This window comes from Paraburkholderia agricolaris, assembly GCF_009455635.1.
GTDB classification, from domain to species: Bacteria; Pseudomonadota; Gammaproteobacteria; order Burkholderiales; family Burkholderiaceae; genus Paraburkholderia; species Paraburkholderia agricolaris.
Window position 1 is genome coordinate 2,516,592 of sequence record NZ_QPER01000002.1, and the last position, 20,732, is coordinate 2,537,323.

General features: G+C 62.4%; 17 protein-coding genes. 7 read left to right on the forward strand and 10 right to left on the reverse strand.

Features of this window, described 5'->3' with window-relative positions:
* Positions 1 to 428: 428 nt before the first annotated feature.
* On the forward strand, positions 429 to 1,595 hold the full coding sequence (locus GH665_RS32530) for an IS30 family transposase (RefSeq protein WP_153134736.1): 1,167 nt from the start codon (positions 429 to 431) through the stop codon (positions 1,593 to 1,595).
* A gap of 314 nt (positions 1,596 to 1,909) precedes the next feature.
* Here the strand turns inward: GH665_RS32530 and GH665_RS32535 are convergent, their stop codons facing one another.
* From GH665_RS32535 to ftrA, 5 genes are all read right to left on the reverse strand, one after another.
* Positions 1,910 to 2,431: a hypothetical protein gene (locus GH665_RS32535; protein WP_153141224.1), complete on the reverse strand. Its 522-nt coding sequence runs from the start codon at positions 2,429 to 2,431 to the stop codon at positions 1,910 to 1,912.
* Positions 2,432 to 2,802: 371 nt separating this feature from the next.
* Positions 2,803 to 4,020, reverse strand: coding sequence for a DUF2252 domain-containing protein (locus tag GH665_RS32540; RefSeq protein WP_153141225.1), 1,218 nt, complete (start codon positions 4,018 to 4,020; stop codon positions 2,803 to 2,805).
* 81 nt (positions 4,021 to 4,101) lie between these two features.
* The gene (locus tag GH665_RS32545; RefSeq protein ID WP_153141226.1) at positions 4,102 to 4,869 is read right to left on the reverse strand and encodes a bestrophin-like domain; all 768 of its coding nucleotides are present in this window, start codon (positions 4,867 to 4,869) and stop codon (positions 4,102 to 4,104) included.
* 155 nt (positions 4,870 to 5,024) lie between these two features.
* A complete protein-coding gene (locus GH665_RS32550) occupies positions 5,025 to 5,906 on the reverse strand; it encodes a hypothetical protein (RefSeq protein WP_217361921.1) in 882 nt (293 codons plus the stop codon).
* Positions 5,907 to 6,342: 436 nt separating this feature from the next.
* Entirely contained in the window at positions 6,343 to 7,308 is a 966-nt protein-coding gene (ftrA, locus tag GH665_RS32555; protein WP_153141228.1) for a transcriptional regulator FtrA, read from the reverse strand.
* Positions 7,309 to 7,430: 122 nt separating this feature from the next.
* Between ftrA and GH665_RS32560 the strand changes: the two genes are divergently transcribed.
* The 3 genes from GH665_RS32560 to GH665_RS32570 all read left to right on the forward strand — a co-directional run bounded on the left by GH665_RS32560 (position 7,431) and on the right by GH665_RS32570 (position 10,984).
* Positions 7,431 to 7,844, forward strand: a complete 414-nt coding sequence (locus GH665_RS32560) for a rhodanese-like domain-containing protein (protein WP_153141229.1) — start codon at positions 7,431 to 7,433, stop codon at positions 7,842 to 7,844.
* Between the two features lie 141 nt (positions 7,845 to 7,985).
* Positions 7,986 to 10,055, forward strand: a complete 2,070-nt coding sequence (locus tag GH665_RS32565) for a putative bifunctional diguanylate cyclase/phosphodiesterase (RefSeq protein ID WP_153141230.1) — start codon at positions 7,986 to 7,988, stop codon at positions 10,053 to 10,055.
* A 122-nt stretch (positions 10,056 to 10,177) separates the two neighbouring features.
* A complete protein-coding gene (locus tag GH665_RS32570) occupies positions 10,178 to 10,984 on the forward strand; it encodes a hypothetical protein (RefSeq protein WP_153141231.1) in 807 nt (268 codons plus the stop codon).
* A gap of 143 nt (positions 10,985 to 11,127) precedes the next feature.
* On the opposite strand, the gene GH665_RS32575 is transcribed toward GH665_RS32570, so the two are convergent.
* The 4 genes from GH665_RS32575 to dapA form a co-directional block, all read right to left on the reverse strand.
* Positions 11,128 to 11,562 carry a bactofilin family protein gene (locus GH665_RS32575; protein ID WP_153141232.1) on the reverse strand — a complete coding sequence of 145 codons (435 nt, stop codon included), beginning with the start codon at positions 11,560 to 11,562 and terminating at the stop codon, positions 11,128 to 11,130.
* A gap of 134 nt (positions 11,563 to 11,696) precedes the next feature.
* Complete coding sequence (locus tag GH665_RS32580; RefSeq protein WP_153141233.1) at positions 11,697 to 12,083, reverse strand: hypothetical protein; 387 nt, start codon at positions 12,081 to 12,083, stop codon at positions 11,697 to 11,699.
* Positions 12,076 to 13,074, reverse strand: a complete 999-nt coding sequence (locus GH665_RS32585; protein WP_153141234.1) for a M23 family metallopeptidase — start codon at positions 13,072 to 13,074, stop codon at positions 12,076 to 12,078. Before GH665_RS32585 ends, GH665_RS32580 begins: the two co-directional genes overlap by 8 nt.
* A gap of 267 nt (positions 13,075 to 13,341) precedes the next feature.
* Entirely contained in the window at positions 13,342 to 14,256 is a 915-nt protein-coding gene (dapA, locus tag GH665_RS32590; protein ID WP_153141235.1) for a 4-hydroxy-tetrahydrodipicolinate synthase, read from the reverse strand.
* A 396-nt stretch (positions 14,257 to 14,652) separates the two neighbouring features.
* Between dapA and GH665_RS32595 the strand changes: the two genes are divergently transcribed.
* Complete coding sequence (locus GH665_RS32595; protein WP_106353443.1) at positions 14,653 to 15,945, forward strand: aspartate carbamoyltransferase; 1,293 nt, start codon at positions 14,653 to 14,655, stop codon at positions 15,943 to 15,945.
* A 119-nt stretch (positions 15,946 to 16,064) separates the two neighbouring features.
* On the opposite strand, the gene GH665_RS32600 is transcribed toward GH665_RS32595, so the two are convergent.
* Entirely contained in the window at positions 16,065 to 17,153 is a 1,089-nt protein-coding gene (locus GH665_RS32600; RefSeq protein ID WP_153141236.1) for a zinc-binding dehydrogenase, read from the reverse strand.
* Between the two features lie 90 nt (positions 17,154 to 17,243).
* Here GH665_RS32600 and GH665_RS32605 point away from each other — a divergent pair, with 90 nt between their 5' ends.
* Both GH665_RS32605 and GH665_RS32610 read left to right on the forward strand, forming a co-directional pair.
* The gene (locus tag GH665_RS32605) at positions 17,244 to 18,155 is read left to right on the forward strand and encodes a LysR family transcriptional regulator (RefSeq protein WP_153141237.1); all 912 of its coding nucleotides are present in this window, start codon (positions 17,244 to 17,246) and stop codon (positions 18,153 to 18,155) included.
* A 325-nt stretch (positions 18,156 to 18,480) separates the two neighbouring features.
* On the forward strand, positions 18,481 to 20,730 hold the full coding sequence (locus GH665_RS32610) for a TonB-dependent receptor (RefSeq protein ID WP_153141238.1): 2,250 nt from the start codon (positions 18,481 to 18,483) through the stop codon (positions 20,728 to 20,730).
* Positions 20,731 to 20,732 lie beyond the last annotated feature (2 nt).

The window sequence follows — 20,732 nt, forward strand, 5'->3', positions numbered from 1 at the left end:
TCGTTCAGATCGAGGGCACTGCAGTTCCTGGCAACCGTGCCGGTCCGCGAAACGACCGGGCCGTCAGGTGAATAGCCGAACCTCCTGTTTCGCTCGACAATCATTACCCCGTCGCCTGCCTCAGGATAGTTAGCCAGCTTCTCCATCGAGGCGATCTCTGGGGAGCTTAAAGCGCGGCAACAGGTCCGACTCCTTGAACACGTGTCGCAAATCTGCCCCTCCTATGCGTTTCCCCGCTTCCATAATCATGAGGCTGTCGCCTGGCTCGGGATAGGCCACAAGAGGCTCTCCATCGAGACGGTCGATGTCGAAAGAGTCGAGGACATAGCCTGACTGCGTCTCCACCGCATAAGCATAGATAAGCAGGGCGGATTCAACCGGTCATTGCAACACCTCTGTTCCAATACGGAAATGGAGTGTGGAGCACGATGGAACGACAAAGAAAACATTGGTTGAGCGCGGAGCAGAAGAACGAGATATGGAGGATGTGGCGCGAGGGTGAGTCGTTGAGCACAATCGCGCGCATGCTCGAGCGTCAGCCGAGTGGGGTTTATCGGGTTGTTCACAAGACCGGTGGAATCTCTCCGGTCGCTCGTACACGATCTGCCCGGTCACTGACACTTGCCGAACGCGAGGAGATATCGCGGGCCTTGGGGGCAGACAGATCGTTGGGCCAGATTGCCCTGCAACTGGGGCGCTCGAAATCGACCATCAGCCGGGAGATCGGGCGCAATGGCGGTATTCAGCGATATCGGGCGCACGAGGCCGATGCGAATGCCTGGGAGCGTGCACGGCGGCCCAAGGCGTGTGCGTTGTCGGGCAACGCGCGTCTGCGCCGGCTGGTGGCAGCCAAGCTCAAATTACAATGGGCTCCTGTACAGATAGCGGGATGGCTCAGGCGCGAGTTCCGGGTCAACAAGGACATGCAGATATCTCACGAGACGATCTACCGCAGCCTGTTCATCCAGGCGCGCGGGGTGCTTAAAAAGGAACTCGTCACCCATCTTCGTACGAACCGTACGATGCGTCAGGCGAAGAGCGCCTCGGCAAGCGGCCAGAACAGGGGCAAGATAATCGGGGCAGTGTCGATCAGCGAAAGACCCGCTGAAGTGGAGGACCGCGCGCTGCCCGGTCACTGGGAGGGCGATCTGCTGGCGGGTTCGAACAACACCTACATTGCCACACTGGTGGAGCGGCACTCGCGTTATGTGATGCTGGTCAAGGTGGCAGGCAAGGACACGGCAAGTGTGGTGTCCGCGTTGATAAAACAGGTGAACAAGCTGCCAAAAGAACTGCGTGGATCGCTGACATGGGACCGCGGCACGGAAATGGCGAGCCACCGGAACTTCACGATTGCCACGGACGTGCAGGTGTATTTCTGCGATCCGCGAAGTCCATGGCAACGGGGCAGTAATGAAAACACGAATGGCCTGCTGCGTCAGTACTTCCCCAAAGGCGAGCCGGTGGGCGGCTATTCGCAGTCAGAATTGAACAAGGTCGCCGCGCGCCTGAACGGTCGGCCCCGGCAAACCTTGCAATTTATGAACCCGGCTGAAAAACTGGCAGAAACGTTGGGTGTTGCGTTGACCGGTTGAATCCGCCAGCGGTACGCCTTCGTCAATGCCGATCAACTCACGCGCGAGAGTGGTGTAGCCGCCACTCGGCAATCTGATTTCATCATGACTGATAGCCAGGCAGTACGGCACATTAACTTCATGAACCAAGCAAGTTTTGATCTGGGCTTCCCACCTTTGAACGTAGGCACCATAAAAAGACCTATTCACAGTAAGAAGAAACTCCAGTAGTTGGCGTTCGTGGGTCGCTAAAGCCCGTTGCATAATTTTCCTCCTTTAGGACCCGGTCATGGGCTGGCATGCGCCGCGCATGGATTGGTGTTGTCGCCGGAACATCAATTCAACTGGCTGTTGGCACTGTCCGGCGATTCGAAGTGAATTGTGCTGCGGCGCTCAGGTGTTACGCTGACTGGCCACATGCCAAGGCACGTTACGAACCCGACTTGCCATATAGATGACGCAAATCTGCCCCGCCGACCCGCTTTGTTACCTTCGACGACCATTAGCCCGTCGCCCGACTCGGGATAGGCGGCAAGCGGTTCTCCATCGAGTCTATCGATATTGAAAGAGTCGAGCACGAAGCCTGCCGGCGTTCTATCGGCTATCGCGTAGATAAGCACCGGTACACCTTCGTCAACGGATATCAGTTCACGCGCAAGCGTTCGGGACTTTTCCCATCCTCCGTAGGTTTCCTCGCCGTGGCTGATCGAGAGGCAATAGGGAACGTTGACTTCACAAACCGTACAGTTTTGAATTTGATTCATCCAGCGAGGTGCATCCGCCTCGTACAAAGGAGCATTGACCGAAATAAGAAATTCAATCAATCGATGTTCGCGGGGAGTTAGCAGTCGTTGCATGTGTAGCCTCTGTGACCTTATTACCGTGGCGGGCGAATCGAACCAACGCGAATTACATCCGCAGACTGTCGATAAGCCGAGTAGCCGATCTGCACACCGTCGACGATGATATAGAAAGTCTCTCCGTCAGCACCGACCGCCAGCAGACGGGCCGCCACGCCTGCCAGGTTATTCAGAAATTTTTTTTATAGCCATCCTTATTAATTGTACTTGAATGAAGCCCAAGCACCCTATGAGGAGCATTCCATCCCCGTTATCCGATAATTCCTAAAATTGCCAAATCCATGTGCCTACACAAGAGGTCTTCGCCGCATCACTGCGACGAAAACCAGAACGTCAGGCATGGAAAGGCTGCCCGCGGATTCGCTGACTTAAGACTTCTGCACCGACAGATTAAACGCGCCACCATCATAAGCCTCGCAATACGCTTTCCAGTCGGCGGTCACCTGAGCCTCGCATTGCGTCGCGAGTTCGATCAATGGCAATTGCCAGTCCTTACGATTGCCGAATGCAATCAATTCGTCCGCAATCGACGACTTCTGCCGGCCGCCGCTGCGCAATTGCCCCCATGCGCTCAATTCGGCCATGCTGTTGATCACTGCTTCGAGCCGCGGCAGCTTGTCGTCCCAGGCGCTCAACGCCACGCGGTCTTCCGAAGGTTGCAAGCTGCGCAGCACATACGAACGCTGATTGAAATCGACTGCGTGCAGGAAGGCCTGCGAAACAGCCTGATTGCGCCGCTGAATTTCAACCACGCGCTGCGCCTCGCTGTGCCACTTCGGCTGCGGTGTGCGCACATGCGGCGTCACCGAAGAAGGCAGCGCCTCTTTCAGATCGAGCAGATAGTTGCCGTCCGGCGAGCCTTTGCCTTCGACCAGAATCGCATAGCGATCCACCCCCAGGCTGCCGGTGCCCGCAATCCGTCGGGCCACGTCGATGACGCGATAGAAGTCTGGATTGGGTTGACTGGCGGCAAACTGATGCAGGAACGCGGTAACGGTGGCCCGCGTCTCGTCGCTGACCGCCAGGGCTTTTTTGCCGTCCACCTTGAGCACCCGGGTCTTGCCCTTGAGCGTGGTACGCCGGTCGAGATACTGGGCACGTGTGCGGCTCTCCAGTGCGTCGAACAGATCGCGCACCATGCCGACGGAGGTCTCCGCTTCGATCCAGCGCGCTTTGCCGAAGGCGAGCGCGCCACCATACGCATCGACCGCGGTGTGGCAGAGCGCGAGTGCCTGCGCGCGGCTCAGTTTGAGGTCGCTTGCACCGACCAGCACGCTCGTGAGAAGCCGCACCAGTTCGTAAAGAGCCGGCGCGAGGCAGGCTTCGTCGAAATCGTTGTTGTCGAAATAGACAAGCCGGTTGTCACCCTTGTAGCTGCCGAAATTTTCCAGATGCATGTCACCGCAAATCCACACCGGCGGTGCATCGTCGAGCACCTTGTCGCGCGGCAGACGCGCATAGAACAGATGACAGGTGCCGCGCAGAAACACGAATGGCGAGCCACGCATGAGCTTGTACTTCATCGCGAGCCGTTCAGGATCGCGCCCGGTATTGAAGCCGGCAATGGTGTGTGCAATATCGGACATGGATTTCTCTTGCATGCAGCTCGTTGTGGGCTCAACCCGGGTTCAACTCGGGTTCAGTGCGGATTCGGTACAGGTTCAGGTTCAAGGCAAGCGGATCGAGTCCACGAGCGCATGGAGATTGAGCGGTTTCACGCGAATCACGCCACCGCGCGGACTGTCGATATCGGCGACCAGCATGAACGACAGCGATACGATCAGCGGAACGATCAGCAACAAGCCGGCGCCCGCTTTCAAACCGCGCGCGCCATAGCCGACCAGTACGTTGGCGCACACGCCGATCAGCACCATCAGCGCCCATGCCGCGACGGGAATGCGATTCCACCACGCCGCCTGCGTATAACCCTGCGTGTTGAGCACGTCGTTCATACCGGAGACTGCGAGCGCGACCACCGGCGTGGGCTGCGCGGTGGCAGCGTTCTTCGCTGCGGACCACATTGCGTTTTGCAGGCGTGACGTGTCGGCGTTAACCTGGGCGAGTTCGTCGGCGTCGCGTGTGGTGTAGAACAGCACCCGCTGGTCCAGATAAGTCTTCAGCAAGCCCCGCACGGTCGCCGCATCGGCGGCTGGCAACAGATCGGCACGGACATATTCGGTGCCGATTGCGTTTGCCTCTTCTTCCTCATAGTTTTTCCGCTGATCGTAGCGGCCTACCGCCATCGAAAAAGTGAAACCGATAATCAGTGCGAGCAAGGTTAGCGTGGCGGCCTGAATCACGCTGAAGTCGTCGCGTGCATCTTCGTCGATCTTTCTGAATCTGCGTAGCACCGACGCGCCGACGCGCGCCGACAACCACATCGCGACGAACGAAATGATGAACACGAGTCCGGGATAGTCGAAGAGGGTTTGCATGGACGAGCGTTATTCTTATCAGGGTTTCGTTGGCGGGAATGCTTTGGGCAGCGGTTAAACGGGCACAGCCATTGCATCATAAGAGACGCAGTGCGGATGGGGAAGCCGGCGTGCAAAGCCGAACTCGCGCATGGGCGCCGGCAGCATGCGAACCGTCAGGAGCCTGTCATCAGATAGTAACGTCCGTTCGCATTGACATTGAAGCCGAAACCGCATTCCATCGGCGAGCCATGCGTCTCGACATCGAGCGTCTCCGGTGCGGAAAGCCTGAACTCGATCAGGCATTTGTCCGCCGCTTTGTTCGCGGGTTTGTCATAAGCCGCGAGGTTGGTGATTCTCGCGGTGGCGTCGAGCGGCGCATCGCCACCGCCATCGGTCACGGGCACGCGCGCCACACCGTCGTAAAAACGCACATAGGCCGACAGATTGCCCATGTTCGCGCTGGGCTGGCCGTCGGCACCCACCGTGGGATACATGAAGTCGCCGTCGATCCGGTAGATGCCGTGCCGCCCTTTCACCGGCTTGACCTCGATACTGTTCCACGCGCCGAAAAACATATAGCTGACGAAGCGCGCGCCGTTTGGCGGCACCCCGTTCACCACCGCTTTGCCGGCGATCGACTCGAGACGCTGACGCGCGGCCGCGACGGCGCGACCGAGCAGCGCATCGTTAGGATAGTTGTCGCCACGGCTCACTGCGGTCCGGTAGTAGGCGCGTGCATCGGGCAGCGCACCCAGCTTCAATTGCACGTCGCCCTGATGGACCAGCGCCATCGCCACGCGGGCCCGCGCCGAACTGGTGGCTTTCGGCGAGTTCTCCTCGTCGGCCTGCATGGCGGTGGCTTCGGCGAGCGCGGCTTCCATCTCGACCAGCGTTTGCGCCTCCTTGACGCGCCCGGCTTCGAGCGCGGCCACGCCCAACGCCGCGCATGACGCGTTCGTGCGGCACGGCACGTCTTTGCCTGCCAGCAGGTTGCGCCGATAGAGTTCAGCGCGCGACGCGGTGGCTTCCGTTTGCGCCGCGACAAGCGCTGGCATAAGCACAGCAAAGGCAGCAGTGACGACGGCGATTTTGACGTTCATGAGCAAGAGAGGACGGTGGCGACGACGCGTTTCAAAGACGCGCTTCAAGCAGCCGTATGCGCCACACACTGGAAGTGGGCTGCCACGGACGCTGGCCGTGATGCTGACAGAAAACCGGCGATTGCGCGAACCCTCACACGCGGCCGGTGCGGGTGCTCAATCACGCGAACCAGTCGCGATGCCCGGCTCAAGGCGCTTCGTGACGTTTGAGCCCGTGCGGAAGCCGGCATGACGCGCATTCGACATCTCATGCGGCGCGCATCGAAGCGCTTGCCATGCATGGACTCTGGATGATTTTGCACATCGGCAAGCGCGTGTTTGAAACGACATGCGCACACGAGAACGGCAAGATGGACGTGACCTACGTCTACCGGGCTGTCTGCAAGCCGCCCTACACCCCGGCTTGCACGCCGAATTTCTTACGATACGCGCCTGGGCTCGTCAATGCGATACGGCGAAAGTGCCGTCGCAGCGATTCCTCGGAACCGAAGCCCGCGAGTTCCGCAACACGCGTCATGGGCAACGGCGTGGATGCCTCAAGCAGTTCCCGCGCGATCGCCACGCGTTCACGCACCAGCCATTCGTAGGGCGCCATGCCGGTGGCGTCGTGAAACTGCCGCTGCAGCGTGCGCGGACTCATCGCGGCCCGTTCGGCCAGCGAGTGCAAGGTGTGCGGCAAAGCCGGATGACGGCGCACCCAGTCCATCAGTTTCGCGAGGCGGCCGCCTTCATCTTGCGGCATCGGCCGCGGCACGAACTGCGCCTGACCGCCCTCGCGATGCGGCGGCACCACGAGCCGCTGCGCGACCCGGTTGGCGACCGCGCTGCCGTGGTCGCGCCGCACCAGATGCAGCAGCATGTCGAGCCCTGCCGCCGATCCCGCCGAGGTGATGATCTGTCCTTCGTCGACATATAACGCGTCCGGCTGCACACGCAGTTGCGGATAACGCTGCTGCAAGGTGTCGGCGTAGCGCCAATGGGTCGTCACGGTCTTACCGTCGAGCACACCCGCGGCGGCCAGCACGAATACGCCGGAGCAAATCGAACAAAGGCGTGTGCCACGCTCGTGAGCGGCGCGAATCTTCTTCAGCAGCGGCTCGGGCGGCAGTTCGCCGGCATCGCGCCAGCCGGGAACGACAATCGTGTCGGCGCGATCCAGCAGCTTGAGCGTGTACGGCGCGGTAACGGTAATGCCGCCGGCGGCGCGAATCGGACCAGGCTCACTCGCACATACCGCAAAGCGATACCAGTCCACGCCGAGTTCGGGACGTTCGAGCGCGAACAGTTCGGTCACGCAGCCGAATTCGAACGTACAGAGCCGGTCGTAAGCCAGTGCAACAACGAGATGATTTTGCATGGCGTGATGTTACCGGATATTGACGATTACGCCACTTATCCGGCAACTCAGGTACCGCGACAATGAAGGCTCCTGAATCGCCTCGCGATGCCTTCACGCTCACTCCCTACCGGAACCTTGCCATGCCCGATCACAACGCGGTCTCCTCCACCAACCCCGTCACCGCTATCGCCGCTGCCGATAGCACCGCCGCCGTCGCTCACTTCCAGGCGTCGCTGCAATTCGAAACCGATTGCGCCGACGTCAGCGCGGCATTCGCGAGCGGCACGCCCGGCTTCGTGCTGCTCGACGTGCGTAGCCCGGCGCTGTTCGAACAAGGCCACGTGCCGGGCGCGCTGAACCTGCCGCACGGCAAAATCGTGGCGTCGAAGCTCGCGGCTTACCCGCCGGACACGCTCTTCGTCACCTACTGCGCGGGTCCGCACTGCAACGGCGCCGCACGCGGCGCGCTGCGTCTCGCGCAACTGGGACGGCCCGTCAAATTGATGATCGGCGGCGTCACGGGCTGGCTCGACGAGGGGTTCGCCCTGGCTTGAAGCACGGTCAAATTACCGCCAGGCTGCAGCCAGACGCGGGAGGATCAAACCCCATCACTAACATATTGAAAATCAATTAAATAAACGCCGCGAACTGTCGATAACAGGTTCAGCCGCTTCCCTTTCGCGGTTGGACTTAACATGCAGAGCTCATACAATTTTTGGCTGGTTGTAATCTCGTTCCTCGTCGCGGCGCTAGCGTCCTATACGGCGCTCGATTTGACAGGCCGCATCTTCACGCTGGCATCGGTTCGTCTGCGGCGCGCGTGGCGCCTGGGCGGCGCAGCGGCGCTCGGTGTCGGGATCTGGTCGATGCACTTCATCGCGATGCTCGCCTTTTCGCTGCCGATCCCGCTCGGCTACGATTTCGCGACGACCGCTTTTTCGCTCGGCCTCGCGATCGGCGTCTCGTATCTGGCACTGGTCGTGACGACCCAGACGCGGCTTACCCCGCTTCGGCTCGTAGCCGGCGGCGTGCTGATGGGCTTCGGCATTGCCGGCATGCACTACACCGGCATGGCCGCCATGCAGATGGCGCCGGGCATCCATTACCGTCCGGCCTGGTTCGCCGCTTCGCTGGTGATCGCGATCGGCGCGTCGACCGCCGCGCTATGGATGGCGCGCGCACTCAGTAACGACGACGAACGCCACGTCGTGCACAAACGCTTCGGCGCCGCGCTGGTGATGGGCGTCGCGATCAGCGGCATGCATTACACCGGCATGGCGGCCGCCGAGTTTCTGCCGGGCGCCGTGTGCGGCGCGGCTAAGGGCGTGAACGCCGAATGGCTGGCGACCTCGGTGATCCTGTTCACGTTTGCGATTCTGATCGTGACGCTGATGTTGTCGCGTTTCGATGCGCGCACCAGCTTCCTGATCGGCTCGGTATCGAAACTGAACGGTCAGATCGTGCGGCTCGCCACCCTCGACACGCTGACCGGCCTGCCCAACCGCAGCACGCTCACCGACCGCATCGAACACGCGATTCATGGCGCGCGCCGGCAGCGTTCGCTGTTCGCCATTCTGTTCATGGATCTCGACGGCTTCAAGACCATTAACGATTCGCTCGGCCACTCGGCCGGCGACGAAGTGCTGTCCGCGTTCGCCCAGCGTCTCCTGCTATGCGTGCGTGCAAGCGACACCGTCGCCCGTCTGGGCGGCGACGAGTTCGTCGTGCTGTCCGAAAACCTGGATTCACGCGAAGATGCCGGCACGATCGCCGAAGGCGTGCTCGACCGGATGCGCCGCGGCATCTGGACCGACTCGCAGCCGCTGCAGGTGATGCCGAGCATCGGCATCGCGCTCTACCCGCACGACGGCGACAGCGTCGACACGCTGCTCAAACATGCCGACGCGGCCATGTATGAAGCCAAGCGCGCGGGCCGCAGCACCTATCGCTTCTTCGAACAAAGCATGAACGAAGCCGCGACGCGTACGCTGCAAATTCAGAGTGCGCTGCATGAAGCGCTCACCGCCGGACATTTCTCGCTGCACTTCCAGCCGAAGTTCCACGGCAGCGGCGACTCGCTGGCGGGCGCCGAAGCGCTGATCCGCCTGAATCATCCGCAGCTTGGCGCGCTGGCGCCGCTCGAGTTCGTGCCGATTGCCGAGCGCTCGGGCCAGATCGTACAGATCGGCTACTGGGTCATGCGTGAAACCTGCCGGCAGATTCGCCGCTGGGTCGCGCAAGGCCTGCCGTCGATGAAAGTGGCGATCAATCTGTCGCCGCGCCAGTTGTCGCAACCGAGCCTCGTCCCAACGATGCTCGAGATCGTCAAGGAGGAAGGCGTGCAATGCGAACAGATCATGTTCGAAATCACCGAATCCGTCGCGATGCAGGACGCGCCTAAAACCATCGAAATGATCCGCGAGTTTCAGGCAAGCGGCTTTGAAATCGCCATCGACGATTTCGGCACCGGCTATTCCAGCCTCGCTTACCTGCAGCGCTTTCGCGTCAAGCAACTGAAAATCGACCGCTTCTTCACCAACGGCCTCGACGAGCACGGACCGGAAGGCAGCGCGATCGTCTCCGCGATCATTGCGCTCGCGCACTCGCTGGAGATGGACGTCGTGGCCGAAGGCGTCGAGACCGAATCGCAGCTCGACAAGCTCAAGTCCATGATGTGCGACGAGATGCAAGGCTTCCTGCTAGGCAAGCCGCTTAGCGCCGACGATTTCGGTGAACTGCTCCGTGAGAGGATGATGACGGCATGAGCATCCGGATCCGCTCGAAACGCGCAGGGGCGCGCCACGAAGGTGTCCGTCGCCGTGTCCCTCGCTGCGCGACCCCGTTTTACCGATAAGCAGGAACAGACAGATTGGCGGCTGGAGATTTCATGAAAATTGACGTAGCGACGTTCCAAACGGTATGGCTGATCCTGTTTCTGTGCAGCGCCCTCATCACGACGGCGCTTTCGCGCATGTTCGCGCAGGTCGGCGCCTTCCGCTTCTGGGCCATCGGCTTTTATCTGCTTGCCACCGCCACGGCATCGTTCGCGTTGCACAAGATCTGGCCCAGCGACCTGCTGCTACTGGCCACCGCGACGCTGGCGTTGCTAAGCCGCATTCTGATCTGGTCGGGCACGCGCGACCTGTTCGGCGCAGCGCCGCGGTGGCGCAGCGGCGTTGCCGTCACTGCCGTGTTTGCCGTGCTGCATGGGAGCATGCTGGCATTGAACGCGCCGCTGGGCGTCCGTGCGCTCCTACTGGCGCTGTTTTTCCTGCCGTGCCGCGCGGCGACGCTGTATGAAGTGTGCCGCCGGCGCCGTCCGCATCTCGGGCCGGCACGTGTGCTGGTGGTCGTGGGCAGCATCATCGCGATGCTCAATGTCATCGTGCCGCTCCTGCTCGTCCTGCTGAATCGGGCCAATATGACGCTGCTCTACGGCAATCCTCGCACCACCTCGGCGCTTTACGCAGTGGTGTTTGCAGGTGATCTGCTGTTGACCGTCGGCTTGATCGTGCTGGCCTTGCGCCAGCTGGTCACCGAACGCGACATGCTCGCCACGCTCGACCGCGGCGCGCTGGAACATCTCGCCGGAGCACGGCAAATGCGGGCACTGCGCGATTCGCGGCTGCCGCGCGGCGACGTGCTCGGTCACGACACGTCCACGCAACGCCAGTCGCTGCCGGGAGCGATTTGACGCGGCGCGCGGGCCGCTTGAGAACCCCTGTTGGCGGCTCGTTGTCCCGTTCATTACTTTAGCCGCCGGTCAGGCGCTCGTTAAGCGCTAATTGGTCGCTCATTAATCGCGCATTAGTCGCGCATTAGTCGCGCATTAGCCGATTAGCCGGCCTTGCGTTCCTCCCGTGCGCTATCGGCCACCTCGACGAGCATCGGCGTCACCGTCTGCGCGGCTTCACGCCTCGCCAGCTTGCCGTCCACCGAGGCGCCGCAATCCATCCGCAACTGCTGGTAGTAGATGCTGCCGGTCACGTGCGCGCCGCTTTGCAACTCGACAAAGTGATCGGCGATCACGTCGCCGACGATCCGGCCGTTGACCACCACGTCATAGCCATGCACGTTACCCTCGATCGAGCCGCGCTCGCTCAATACCAGCAGCGTCTGCGCACCCGGCTCGCCGCTGACGTTGCCCGTCACGTGGCCGTCCATGCGCAGGCCGTCGCTAAACAGGAGATCGCCCGTGATCCGCACGTCATGGGCGATGAGTGTGGCGAGCTTCGTCTGCTGGATGCCCGCGTGCTTTTTCTTGCTGAACATAAATACCTCGTGAGAATGAAAATGTTCGTCGCGCGATGTCTTCCGGGCGACGATCCGGGGTGCTGTTGCCTGGTTGTTCCTGCCGGGTTGCCTGGTTACCGGGTTGCGCGGTTGTTGTGCCGCATGCGCGGCAGTCAGCGGCGCGGCTCCGGCGGCTTCGCTTTGCTCTGCCCGCGCAGAAACTGCAGTTCGGCATTCAATCTCGCGACGTCGGCGGCGGCGCCATCCGCGGTTTTCTGCACCGCGGCACGCGCCACCGATTCCTGCGCCAACGCAAGCCGCGCGCGGGCTAGCTCCCTCTGTTCGCTGCCTTCATCCGCGGGTGCCGCAGTGCATTGAAGCTCCGATGTGCCGGCGCGCTGCGCGTGCCACGCCACAACGGCCGCCGCGCCGCCAGCCGCGCTGAGTGCGCACACCAGAACCCACAGGGCCGCGCGAAAACCCGGCGAGCGTGCGGGCTGCAACGTGTAGGCGCGCTGCGTCAGACGGCCCGCATCGCGGGAGAAACGTCGGTCAACCATGGGGCGGGGGCGCGAATAGCGCAAGGTAAGCGGCCGGGTTGACCGGCGCGCCGTTGACCAGTACTTCGAAATGCAGATGCGGCCCGGTGGAGCGGCCGGTGGAACCGACGTCGGCGACATACTGGCGCGGCAGCACCAGATCGCCGACATGCGCAACGACGCGGGACGCGTGGCCGTAACGGGTCACGAGCCCGTTGCCGTGATCGATCTCGACGCAGTTGCCATAGCCCGATTTCTCACCGGCGAAGATCACCCGGCCGCCTGCTGCCGCCAGAATCGGCGTACCGGTTCTAGCGACCAGGTCGATGCCCGGATGAAAACTCAAACGATGGGTGAACGGATCGGTGCGGTTGCCAAACGGTGAGCCGAAGCGCGCGCCGTCGGCGGGCATGCGGCCGGGGAAGGCGGCGTAGGCGATCGCGTGGTCGGCGGTTTGCTGCTCGAGCGCGGACAGCGTCGCCGCGATGCAATCCAGTTGTTGCCGGGTGTGCGCGGCATCGGCATGACCGGCCGCTTGCGGCATGACATCCGTACACCGGCGCGGCGGTAAAGACGGGCCGCCTTCGCCGTCGGTTGCGGACAGGTCGGGTTCGGAGGCGGCGCCCGGCGTAACTGAGGTAGCCGGGATGGCCGGAGTGGCTGAAGTAGCGGGTGCGCGCGGCGCCGGCCGCGGTGTATTCAGACGTGTTTCGAAATCGCGCAACGCGTCGACCTGCATCGTCAGGCGCGCGATGCGCGGTTCGATCTGCGCCACGGATGCGTTCAGCTTGCCGAGTTGATCAATCGCATAGTCGTGCTCGACACGGTTCGCCACTTGCTCGCCGGCGGCGTCGTGTGCCGGCCAATGCATGCCGATCGCGATGCCTGCGGCGAGCGCCAGCGCCGCCGCGCCGAACGCAGTGGCAACCACGATGGTCAGCACGGTGCGGCGCGTCACGAAACTGACCGGGCCGCTGGAAAACCTGCGGCCAGCGCCAAACATGGAGGACATCAGCAGCTCCCGGCACGCGCCATGAGGCGCGCGCAAGGCAGCGTACGGGCGATACGAGACACGCTCAACACGCATGGTGTGTTGAGCGCGCCACGCGTGTTGAACTGGCAAAAACAGGAAAGGAAATCGGCGAACAGGACTGACTGCATGCGGCATCAACCGGACAACCTACCGGTTGCGATAATGGACAAAGGGGGACGATTATCGCCTGGCATCACGAACCATCATCTCAAATACGGAGAGCAGCTGACGAGTCCGCACTCACACTCACCGCGCCGCCAGACGCGGCTCGCTCCGATCAAACCCGTCCAGGTCACGAAGCCGTGCAACCAGCGCATCGCTGGCACGCGTCATCGGCATGCGCAACCCGTCGCGTATCAGGCCTTGCGCTGCAAGCAGGGCCTTCACCGGCGCCGGGTTCGGTTCGGCAAACAGCGCCTGGATCAATGGCGCGAGCTCATGAAAGATACGCCGCCCTTCGTCGAGGCGGCCCGCCGATAACGCACGATACAGCGCGACGAACCGCTCCGGTCGCAGATGCGCGGAGGCCGCGATCGCCCCGCTCCCACCCAGGCACAGGGTGTTGAACAGATTGATGTCCTCGCCGGTCAGCACCTGCAGGCGGCCATCGCGAATCAGTGCGAGCGTGGTCTCGAGCGAACCGGCGCAATCCTTCACCGCCTGAATTCGCGGATGCGCAGCCAGCGTCAGGAGCGTGTCGAGTTCGAGCCGAACACCGGTTCGATAGGGAATGTCGTACAGCACGACAGGCTTCTCGCTCGCATCGGCAAGCGCCAGGAAATGCCCGACGATGCCCGCCTGCGAAGGCCGGATGTAGTACGGCGCGGCCATCAGCACGCCGGCGATCGGCAGTGCGTTCAGTTGCCCGATGCGCGCCTGCATGCTCGCCGTGTGATTGCCCGACACGCCGACCAGCACGGGCAGGGCCTGCGTACCCGCGCGTTGGGCGGCGGCCTGCGCCTCATCGAGAATCGTCGCCAGCACGGCGTCCTGCTCGGCGTCGTCGAGCGCGGCTGGCTCGCCAGTCGTGCCGAGTGCGACCAGCCCGGCAATGCCCGCGTCGGCATAGCGGCGCACCAGCGCGCGCAGCGCGGCGTGATCTACCTCGCCGTCGGCGAATGGCGTGATGAGCGGAACCCAGATACCCGAAAAAATAGACATGTTTTTACCTCGATGACGACCGTATCGATTCCGATCAGCGGTGCGAGGGAGGAAAAACAGGAAATGCCGCAGGGGGCGTTGACCGGCTGTTCCGTCGCAACATCTGACGGAACAGCGGCTCCGGTCAGATGAGCGGCTGTTTTTTGGCTTTGGCGTTGACGTTCGCGAGATTCACGCGTGCGACCACGACGCTCGCAAAAGCGAGACGTGCGGTGGTTGACGGGCGGAGTCGGAACGTTTGGCCGGAATGCATGACACGCAGTTTAACCGCGTCCGGCGCGAGTTGGCAAAGCGGGCCGGCCAAACTCGCAAAATTGCTTGACTTCTGCGACAGGGAAACTAATATACGCACCGCGTACATAGACGATACGCAGCCCTTTCCCGACAGGTGCCCGCATGAGCGTCCCACAACAAGCCTTCCTACGCGACGCGATGCGTCGCATGAACATGACCCGCGAAACGTTCGCGAGCCGTATCGGCGTGTCACGCCGCGCACTCGACACCTGGCTGCTGCCGGACGATTCGCAGGAATCGCGCGCCATGCCGGAGATCGTGGAGCGTTTCGTGTCGGAAATCGTGGTGCATGGCGAGCCGGGCGAAAAGCATACGCAAAGCGTAGACTCGCAGTCGCTTGCCAGCCAGATGCTGTTCGAGGGCAAACCGCAACTGCTGTCCGTCGATCAGTTCTCGCGCGACTCGGTCGAAGCACTGTTTCGCGTCGCCGACATCATGCAGCCGATCGCGCGGCGCCGGAAAATCTCCCGCGTGCTCGAAGGCGCGGTGCTCGGCAATCTGTTTTTCGAGGCCAGCACCCGGACCCGCGTGAGCTTCGGCGCGGCGTTCTGCCGGCTCGGCGGCTCGGTGTGCGACACCACCGGCTTCACGTTTTCGTCGATGGCCAAGGGCGAGTCGATTTACGACACCAGCCGCGTGATGAGCGGCTATGTGGATGCGCTGGTAATCCGTCATCCGGAGCAAGGCTCGGTGGCCGAATTCGCGCGCGCCACCAACGTGCCGGTGATCAACGGCGGCGACGGCCCGGGCGAGCACCCGAGCCAGGCGCTGCTCGACCTGTACACGATCCAGCGCGAGTTCTCGCGGCTCGGCAAGATTGTCGACGGCGCGCATATCGCGCTGGTCGGCGACCTGAAATACGGCCGCACGGTGCATTCGCTGGTCAAGCTGCTGGCGCTCTATCGCGGCATCAAGTTCACGCTGATCTCGCCGCCCATGCTCGAAATGCCGAGCTACATCATCGAGCAGATTTCACGCAACGATCATGTGATCGAGCAAACTCACGATCTGACCGCCGGCCTGCGCGGCGCCGACGTGGTGTACGCCACGCGTATTCAGAAAGAGCGCTTCACCGACGAATCGTTCGAAGGCTACACACCGGATTTCCAGATCAATCAGGCGCTGATGGACAGCGTATGCGGTGCCGACACGTTGATCATGCACCCGCTGCCGCGCGACAGCCGGCCGGGCGCGAACGATCTGAGCGTCGACCTGAATCACGATCCGCGGCTGGCGATTTTCCGGCAGACCGATAACGGTATTCCGGTGCGGATGGCGATTTTCGCGGTGCTGCTGGGCGTCGAAAAGCTGGTCCAGCATTCGATGCGCGACGCCGCATGGCGACCGCCCGCTTATCTCGGTCCGGACGACGCGGTGTTTCATGGCATCGATTGATCGCCCGACGATCGACTGAGACCCGCCTATGCAAAGCGGCCTTGCTGTGAACCGGCAAGGCCGCTTTTTTTACGCTGCCGCAAACAGGTCCGATCAGGCCCGAGCGGGTCGTTACATGCTCAACCCCACGCGTGCTGCGAGTTGCCGTCCACCACCGTGCATTGCAGGCCTGACATACGGCCGGCCGCGTCGATTGCCGCCTCCAGTTCAGCAAACGGATACGACTTCAACTCGACCGCATCGAGTGCGATCTGCCCCGACGCCACCATCGAAATCAACGCGAGATAGTCAGCGCGCGTGTACATGAAGTGGCCGATCAACTCCCAGTTGTTCTGCAACATCTCCCGGTACGTAATCGGCAAATCCACTTGCATGCTGCCCATCAGCACGAGCCGGCCGCCGCGGCGCAGGCTGCGCAATGTGGCGAGGGTCGCGTTCGCATCGGTCGCGTGACCGACCATGTCGAACCCGAGGTCCACACCGCCACCGCTCGCGGCACGAATCGCCGCCGTGTCTTGCACGACGTCGCCGGTCAGTACGACAGGCACCACACGCCCACGGCCTTGCTCGACCAGCGCTTGCAGCGGTTCCAGCCGCCGGCCCAACGCGACGACCTTGCTCGCACCGAGTGCCAGCGCCGCGATCACGGCCGCCGAGCCGAAGTAACCGCTCGCGCCGTTGACCGCCACCGTCTCGCCCGCCGACAGACGGCCGCGCCGGAGCCCGCCAAACGGCACCGCGAATTTGCCCAGCACCGCCAGACGGGCGGCGTCGACCTCATCCAGACCATCCAGCGCGATGACGGTCGAGGCCGGAAATTCGGCCAGTTCACGCAACGTGCCGTGCGGAAAGTCAGCCATCAACGCGCCGCTGTCGGCGCTGATGGCGGTGAGCCCCAGTAGCACCTGTGCGGGTTCGCGCACCGTTTCATCGGCAATCAGGTACGGATTCACGGCGACCCGTTGGCCCGCGCGGAATGCCACCATGCCCTCGCCGACCGCGACGATCCGGCCGACACCATTGGTACCGGGTGAAAACGGTCCCGGCGGACACGCATAGCCCAATTTCCCTTCGACATAGTCACGCGTGTAACTCAACAGCGGCACCGCCTCCATCCGCACCAGCACGGCATTTCGGCGCGGCTGCGATTGCGGCACTTCACGCAAGGCCAGCGCCTTGCCGGGTTCATCGAGCATCCAGGCTTTCATCTTGGTTGTCCCTCAGTTCGTTTCGGTGCTTGAACTGTAGAAGCGCGGTACGTATTCTTGAAATCAATTACTCATATGCGACCTATCAACATGATTGATCTCCGTGGCATCGATCTGAACCTGCTGGTTTCGCTCGACGCGCTGCTTGCCGAGTCGAACGTCACGCGGGCGGCGGAGCGGCTGCATCTGACCCAACCGGCGGTCTCCACGCAGCTTGCGCGCTTGCGGCAGATCTTTGGCGATCCGCTGCTGCTGCCCGCCGAAACCGGCCGTGGCATGACGCGCACGGCCCGGGCGCTGGAGTTGATGACGCCGCTGCATGCCGCGCTGAAAAATCTCGAAGCCGTGGTGCGCCACCAGTCGGCCTTCGATCCACTAAGCGACACGCGGCGCTTCGCGATCGCCGCGCACGACAACGCCACCGCGGTACTCGGCATGCGCCTGATGGAGCGCTTGCCCGCCCTCGCGGGGCCTCGCGTGCGCGTGGCGTTCGTGATGGGCGATCAGCCCATCACCGCGTCGCGGCTCGAGAACGGTGAGATCGACCTGCTGCTCGGTTCCGACCGGATGATTCCGCCGTCGATGAAAGCCCGCAAGCTCTACGACGAGCATTTCGTATTCGTGCAGCGCAAGGGGCACCCGCGCGGCACGGCCCCGCTCGATCTCGACACTTACTGCACGCTCGATCACGTGCTGGTGTCCACTAGCGGCGGCAGCTTTCACGGTTTCATGGACGAGCATCTTGACGAACTCGGCCGCGAGCGGCACGTCGCGCTGTCGGTTCAGCACTTCACGCTGGTGCCGGAACTGCTGTCAAAAACCGACTATGTGTCGACGCTGCCGTCGCGCTTCGCGGCACGCTACGCCGATCGGCTCGATACCTTTGCGCTGCCGTTCGACGCACGCGGCTTCACGTTGTATGCGGCGTGGCATCCACGCAACCAGGCCGATCCGGCGCTCGTGTGGCTGCGCGAAACGCTAGCTGAACTCGCCGCGCAGTAGAACGCCGGGTGGGTACGCCGCCCCTTTTGGCCAGAAAGGGTCAATCGCACGCTACTCGTACCGATCGTGCAACAGAAACAAATTCACCTCTGTGCAGTCGCCAAATTCTCGCATTCCCCCTCCATTTCTACCGATTGGCCCGCTAATTCCATCTGTCGGCCCACGCATTCCGCCCCGCACCCCGAGATTTTATGTTGAGAACGCTTCTCAATTACAGACATATTGCATAGAATGCACGCCGAAAACACTTTGTAATAAACATGACATGTCCGGGTAAGGAACAGCTTGTCTACCCGGCCACCTGCACTCAACAACGGGGATAAAAATGAAGTTGCGGTCCGACGAACCGAAGCTCGGCAAAATCAGCACGACGCTGTGCGGCATGCTGGCGGCAGGTCCTGCCCTCGCACAAGGCACGCCCGGCACCACGCCGCCGGACACGGAAAACCAGTTCGCGCCGATTGCCGTGCAAGGTCAACTGGATGACGGCTTCAAGACCGATCACTCGGCGTCGGTCAAATTCACGGCACCGCTGGTCGATACGCCGAAGTCGGTCACCGTGATTCCGCAGGAGTTGATCAGGAGCACGGGCGCCTCGACCTTGACCGAAGCGTTGCGCACGGTGCCGGGCATCACCTTCGGCGCAGGCGAAGGCGGCAACCCGCTCGGCGACCGGCCCTTCATTCGCGGCTACGACGCTCAGGGCAGCACCTTCGTCGACGGCATGCGCGACATCGGCGCGACCACCCGTGAAGTGTTCAACATCGAAAGCGTTGAAGTGACCAAGGGTTCGGATGGCGCCTACGGCGGCCGCGGCGGCGCGGGCGGCAGCATCAACCTGATCACCAAGACCCCGCATCTGGGCAATTCCGCCGACGGCAGCGTCGGCCTCGGCACTGATCGCTACCGCCGCTTCACCGCGGACGGCAACTGGCAGATGGCCGATCATGCCGCGTTCCGCCTGAACGTGATGAGCCACAACAACGACGTGGCCGGCCGCGATGCGGTCAATAACGGACGCTGGGGCATCGCGCCGTCGTTCACCTACGGTCTCGGCACGCCTACCCGCGTCACGGCGAGTTACTACCATCTCTCGACCGACGACCTGCCCGACAGCGGTATTCCGTACTTCTACACAACCACCAACAAACCGGCCAGCGTCGACACGATCTATCCGGCCAATGTAGACCGCCATAACTTTTATGGCCTGATCGACCGCGATTTCCGCAAGACGACTTCGGACGTCGGCACGGTGCGCATCGAACACGACATCAACAGCAACCTCACGATCCGCAACACCACGCGTTATACGAAGTCCACCCAGGACTACATCTGGACGCAGCCGGACGACAGCCAGGGCAACGTCGTCAACGGCATGGTGTGGCGCCGCGCGAACACGCGTGCCAGCGACGTCTACAGCCTCGCGAACCAGACCGAACTGTTCGGCGAGTTCAGGACCGGCTTCCTGAAGCACAGCTTCACTACCGGCCTCGAACTGTCGCGTGAAACCAGCGTGAATGATTCGTACACCGTGGCCGCCGCCACCGGCGCGATCTGCAGGACCAACGGTATCGGCGCGGCGTCGGGCTACAACTGCACGAGCCTGTGGTCGCCGAATCCTAACGACCCGTGGGCCGGTTCGGTCAAGCAGACCAACGATCCGAGCGAGCAGCGCACCGTCACCAAATCGCTGTACGCGTTCGATACGATCGAACTCACGAAACGCTGGCAGGCCAACGTCGGCTTGCGGGTCGACGACTACTCGACCGATTTCCGCAATACAGTAGCCAACGGCGGCAAGCGCACCTCGCGCGACGACACGCTGTTCAACTACCAGTTCGGCCTCGTCTTCAAACCGGCGTCCAACGGCAGCATCTATGCGTCGATTGCAACCTCGTCGACGCCGGCCGGCGCCCTGCTCGGCCAGGGCAGCGAGACGCAGTCGCTGACGCCGGGCCGTGGCGGTGTCGGTGCGAACGCGGATCAACTCGCCCCGGAAAAGAACCGCAGCATCGAACTCGGCACCAAGTGGAATATGCTGAACAACCAGCTCTCGCTGACCGGCGCGCTGTTCCAGATCGATACGACCAACGCCCGCGTCACGCTGCCGAACAACGAATACGCGATGGTCGGCAACAAGCGCGTGCAAGGCTTCGAATTCGGCGTAGCGGGTAAGCTGACCAGCAAGTGGCAGGTGTTCGGCGGCTACACATACATGAAGAGCCAGTTGCGCGACAACGGCAAGACCGCGTCGGATAACGGCCATCAGTTCCCGAATACGCCGAAGAACAGCATCAGCCTGTGGACCAACTACGACGTACTGCCGAAGTTCACAATCGGCGGCGGCGCGTTCTACATGTCGCAGGTGTACGGCGACACGGCGAATCTGCGCGCGGTGCCCTCTTACTGGCGCTTCGACGGCATGGCCACGTACCGGATCAACAAGAAGGTCGATCTGCAACTGAACGTGCAGAACATCTTCAACCGCACGTATTACGACCAGGCGTACCCGGCGCACTACGCGTCGATCGCAGCCGGCCGCTCCGCCTTCCTGACGCTCAACGCGCACTACTAGGC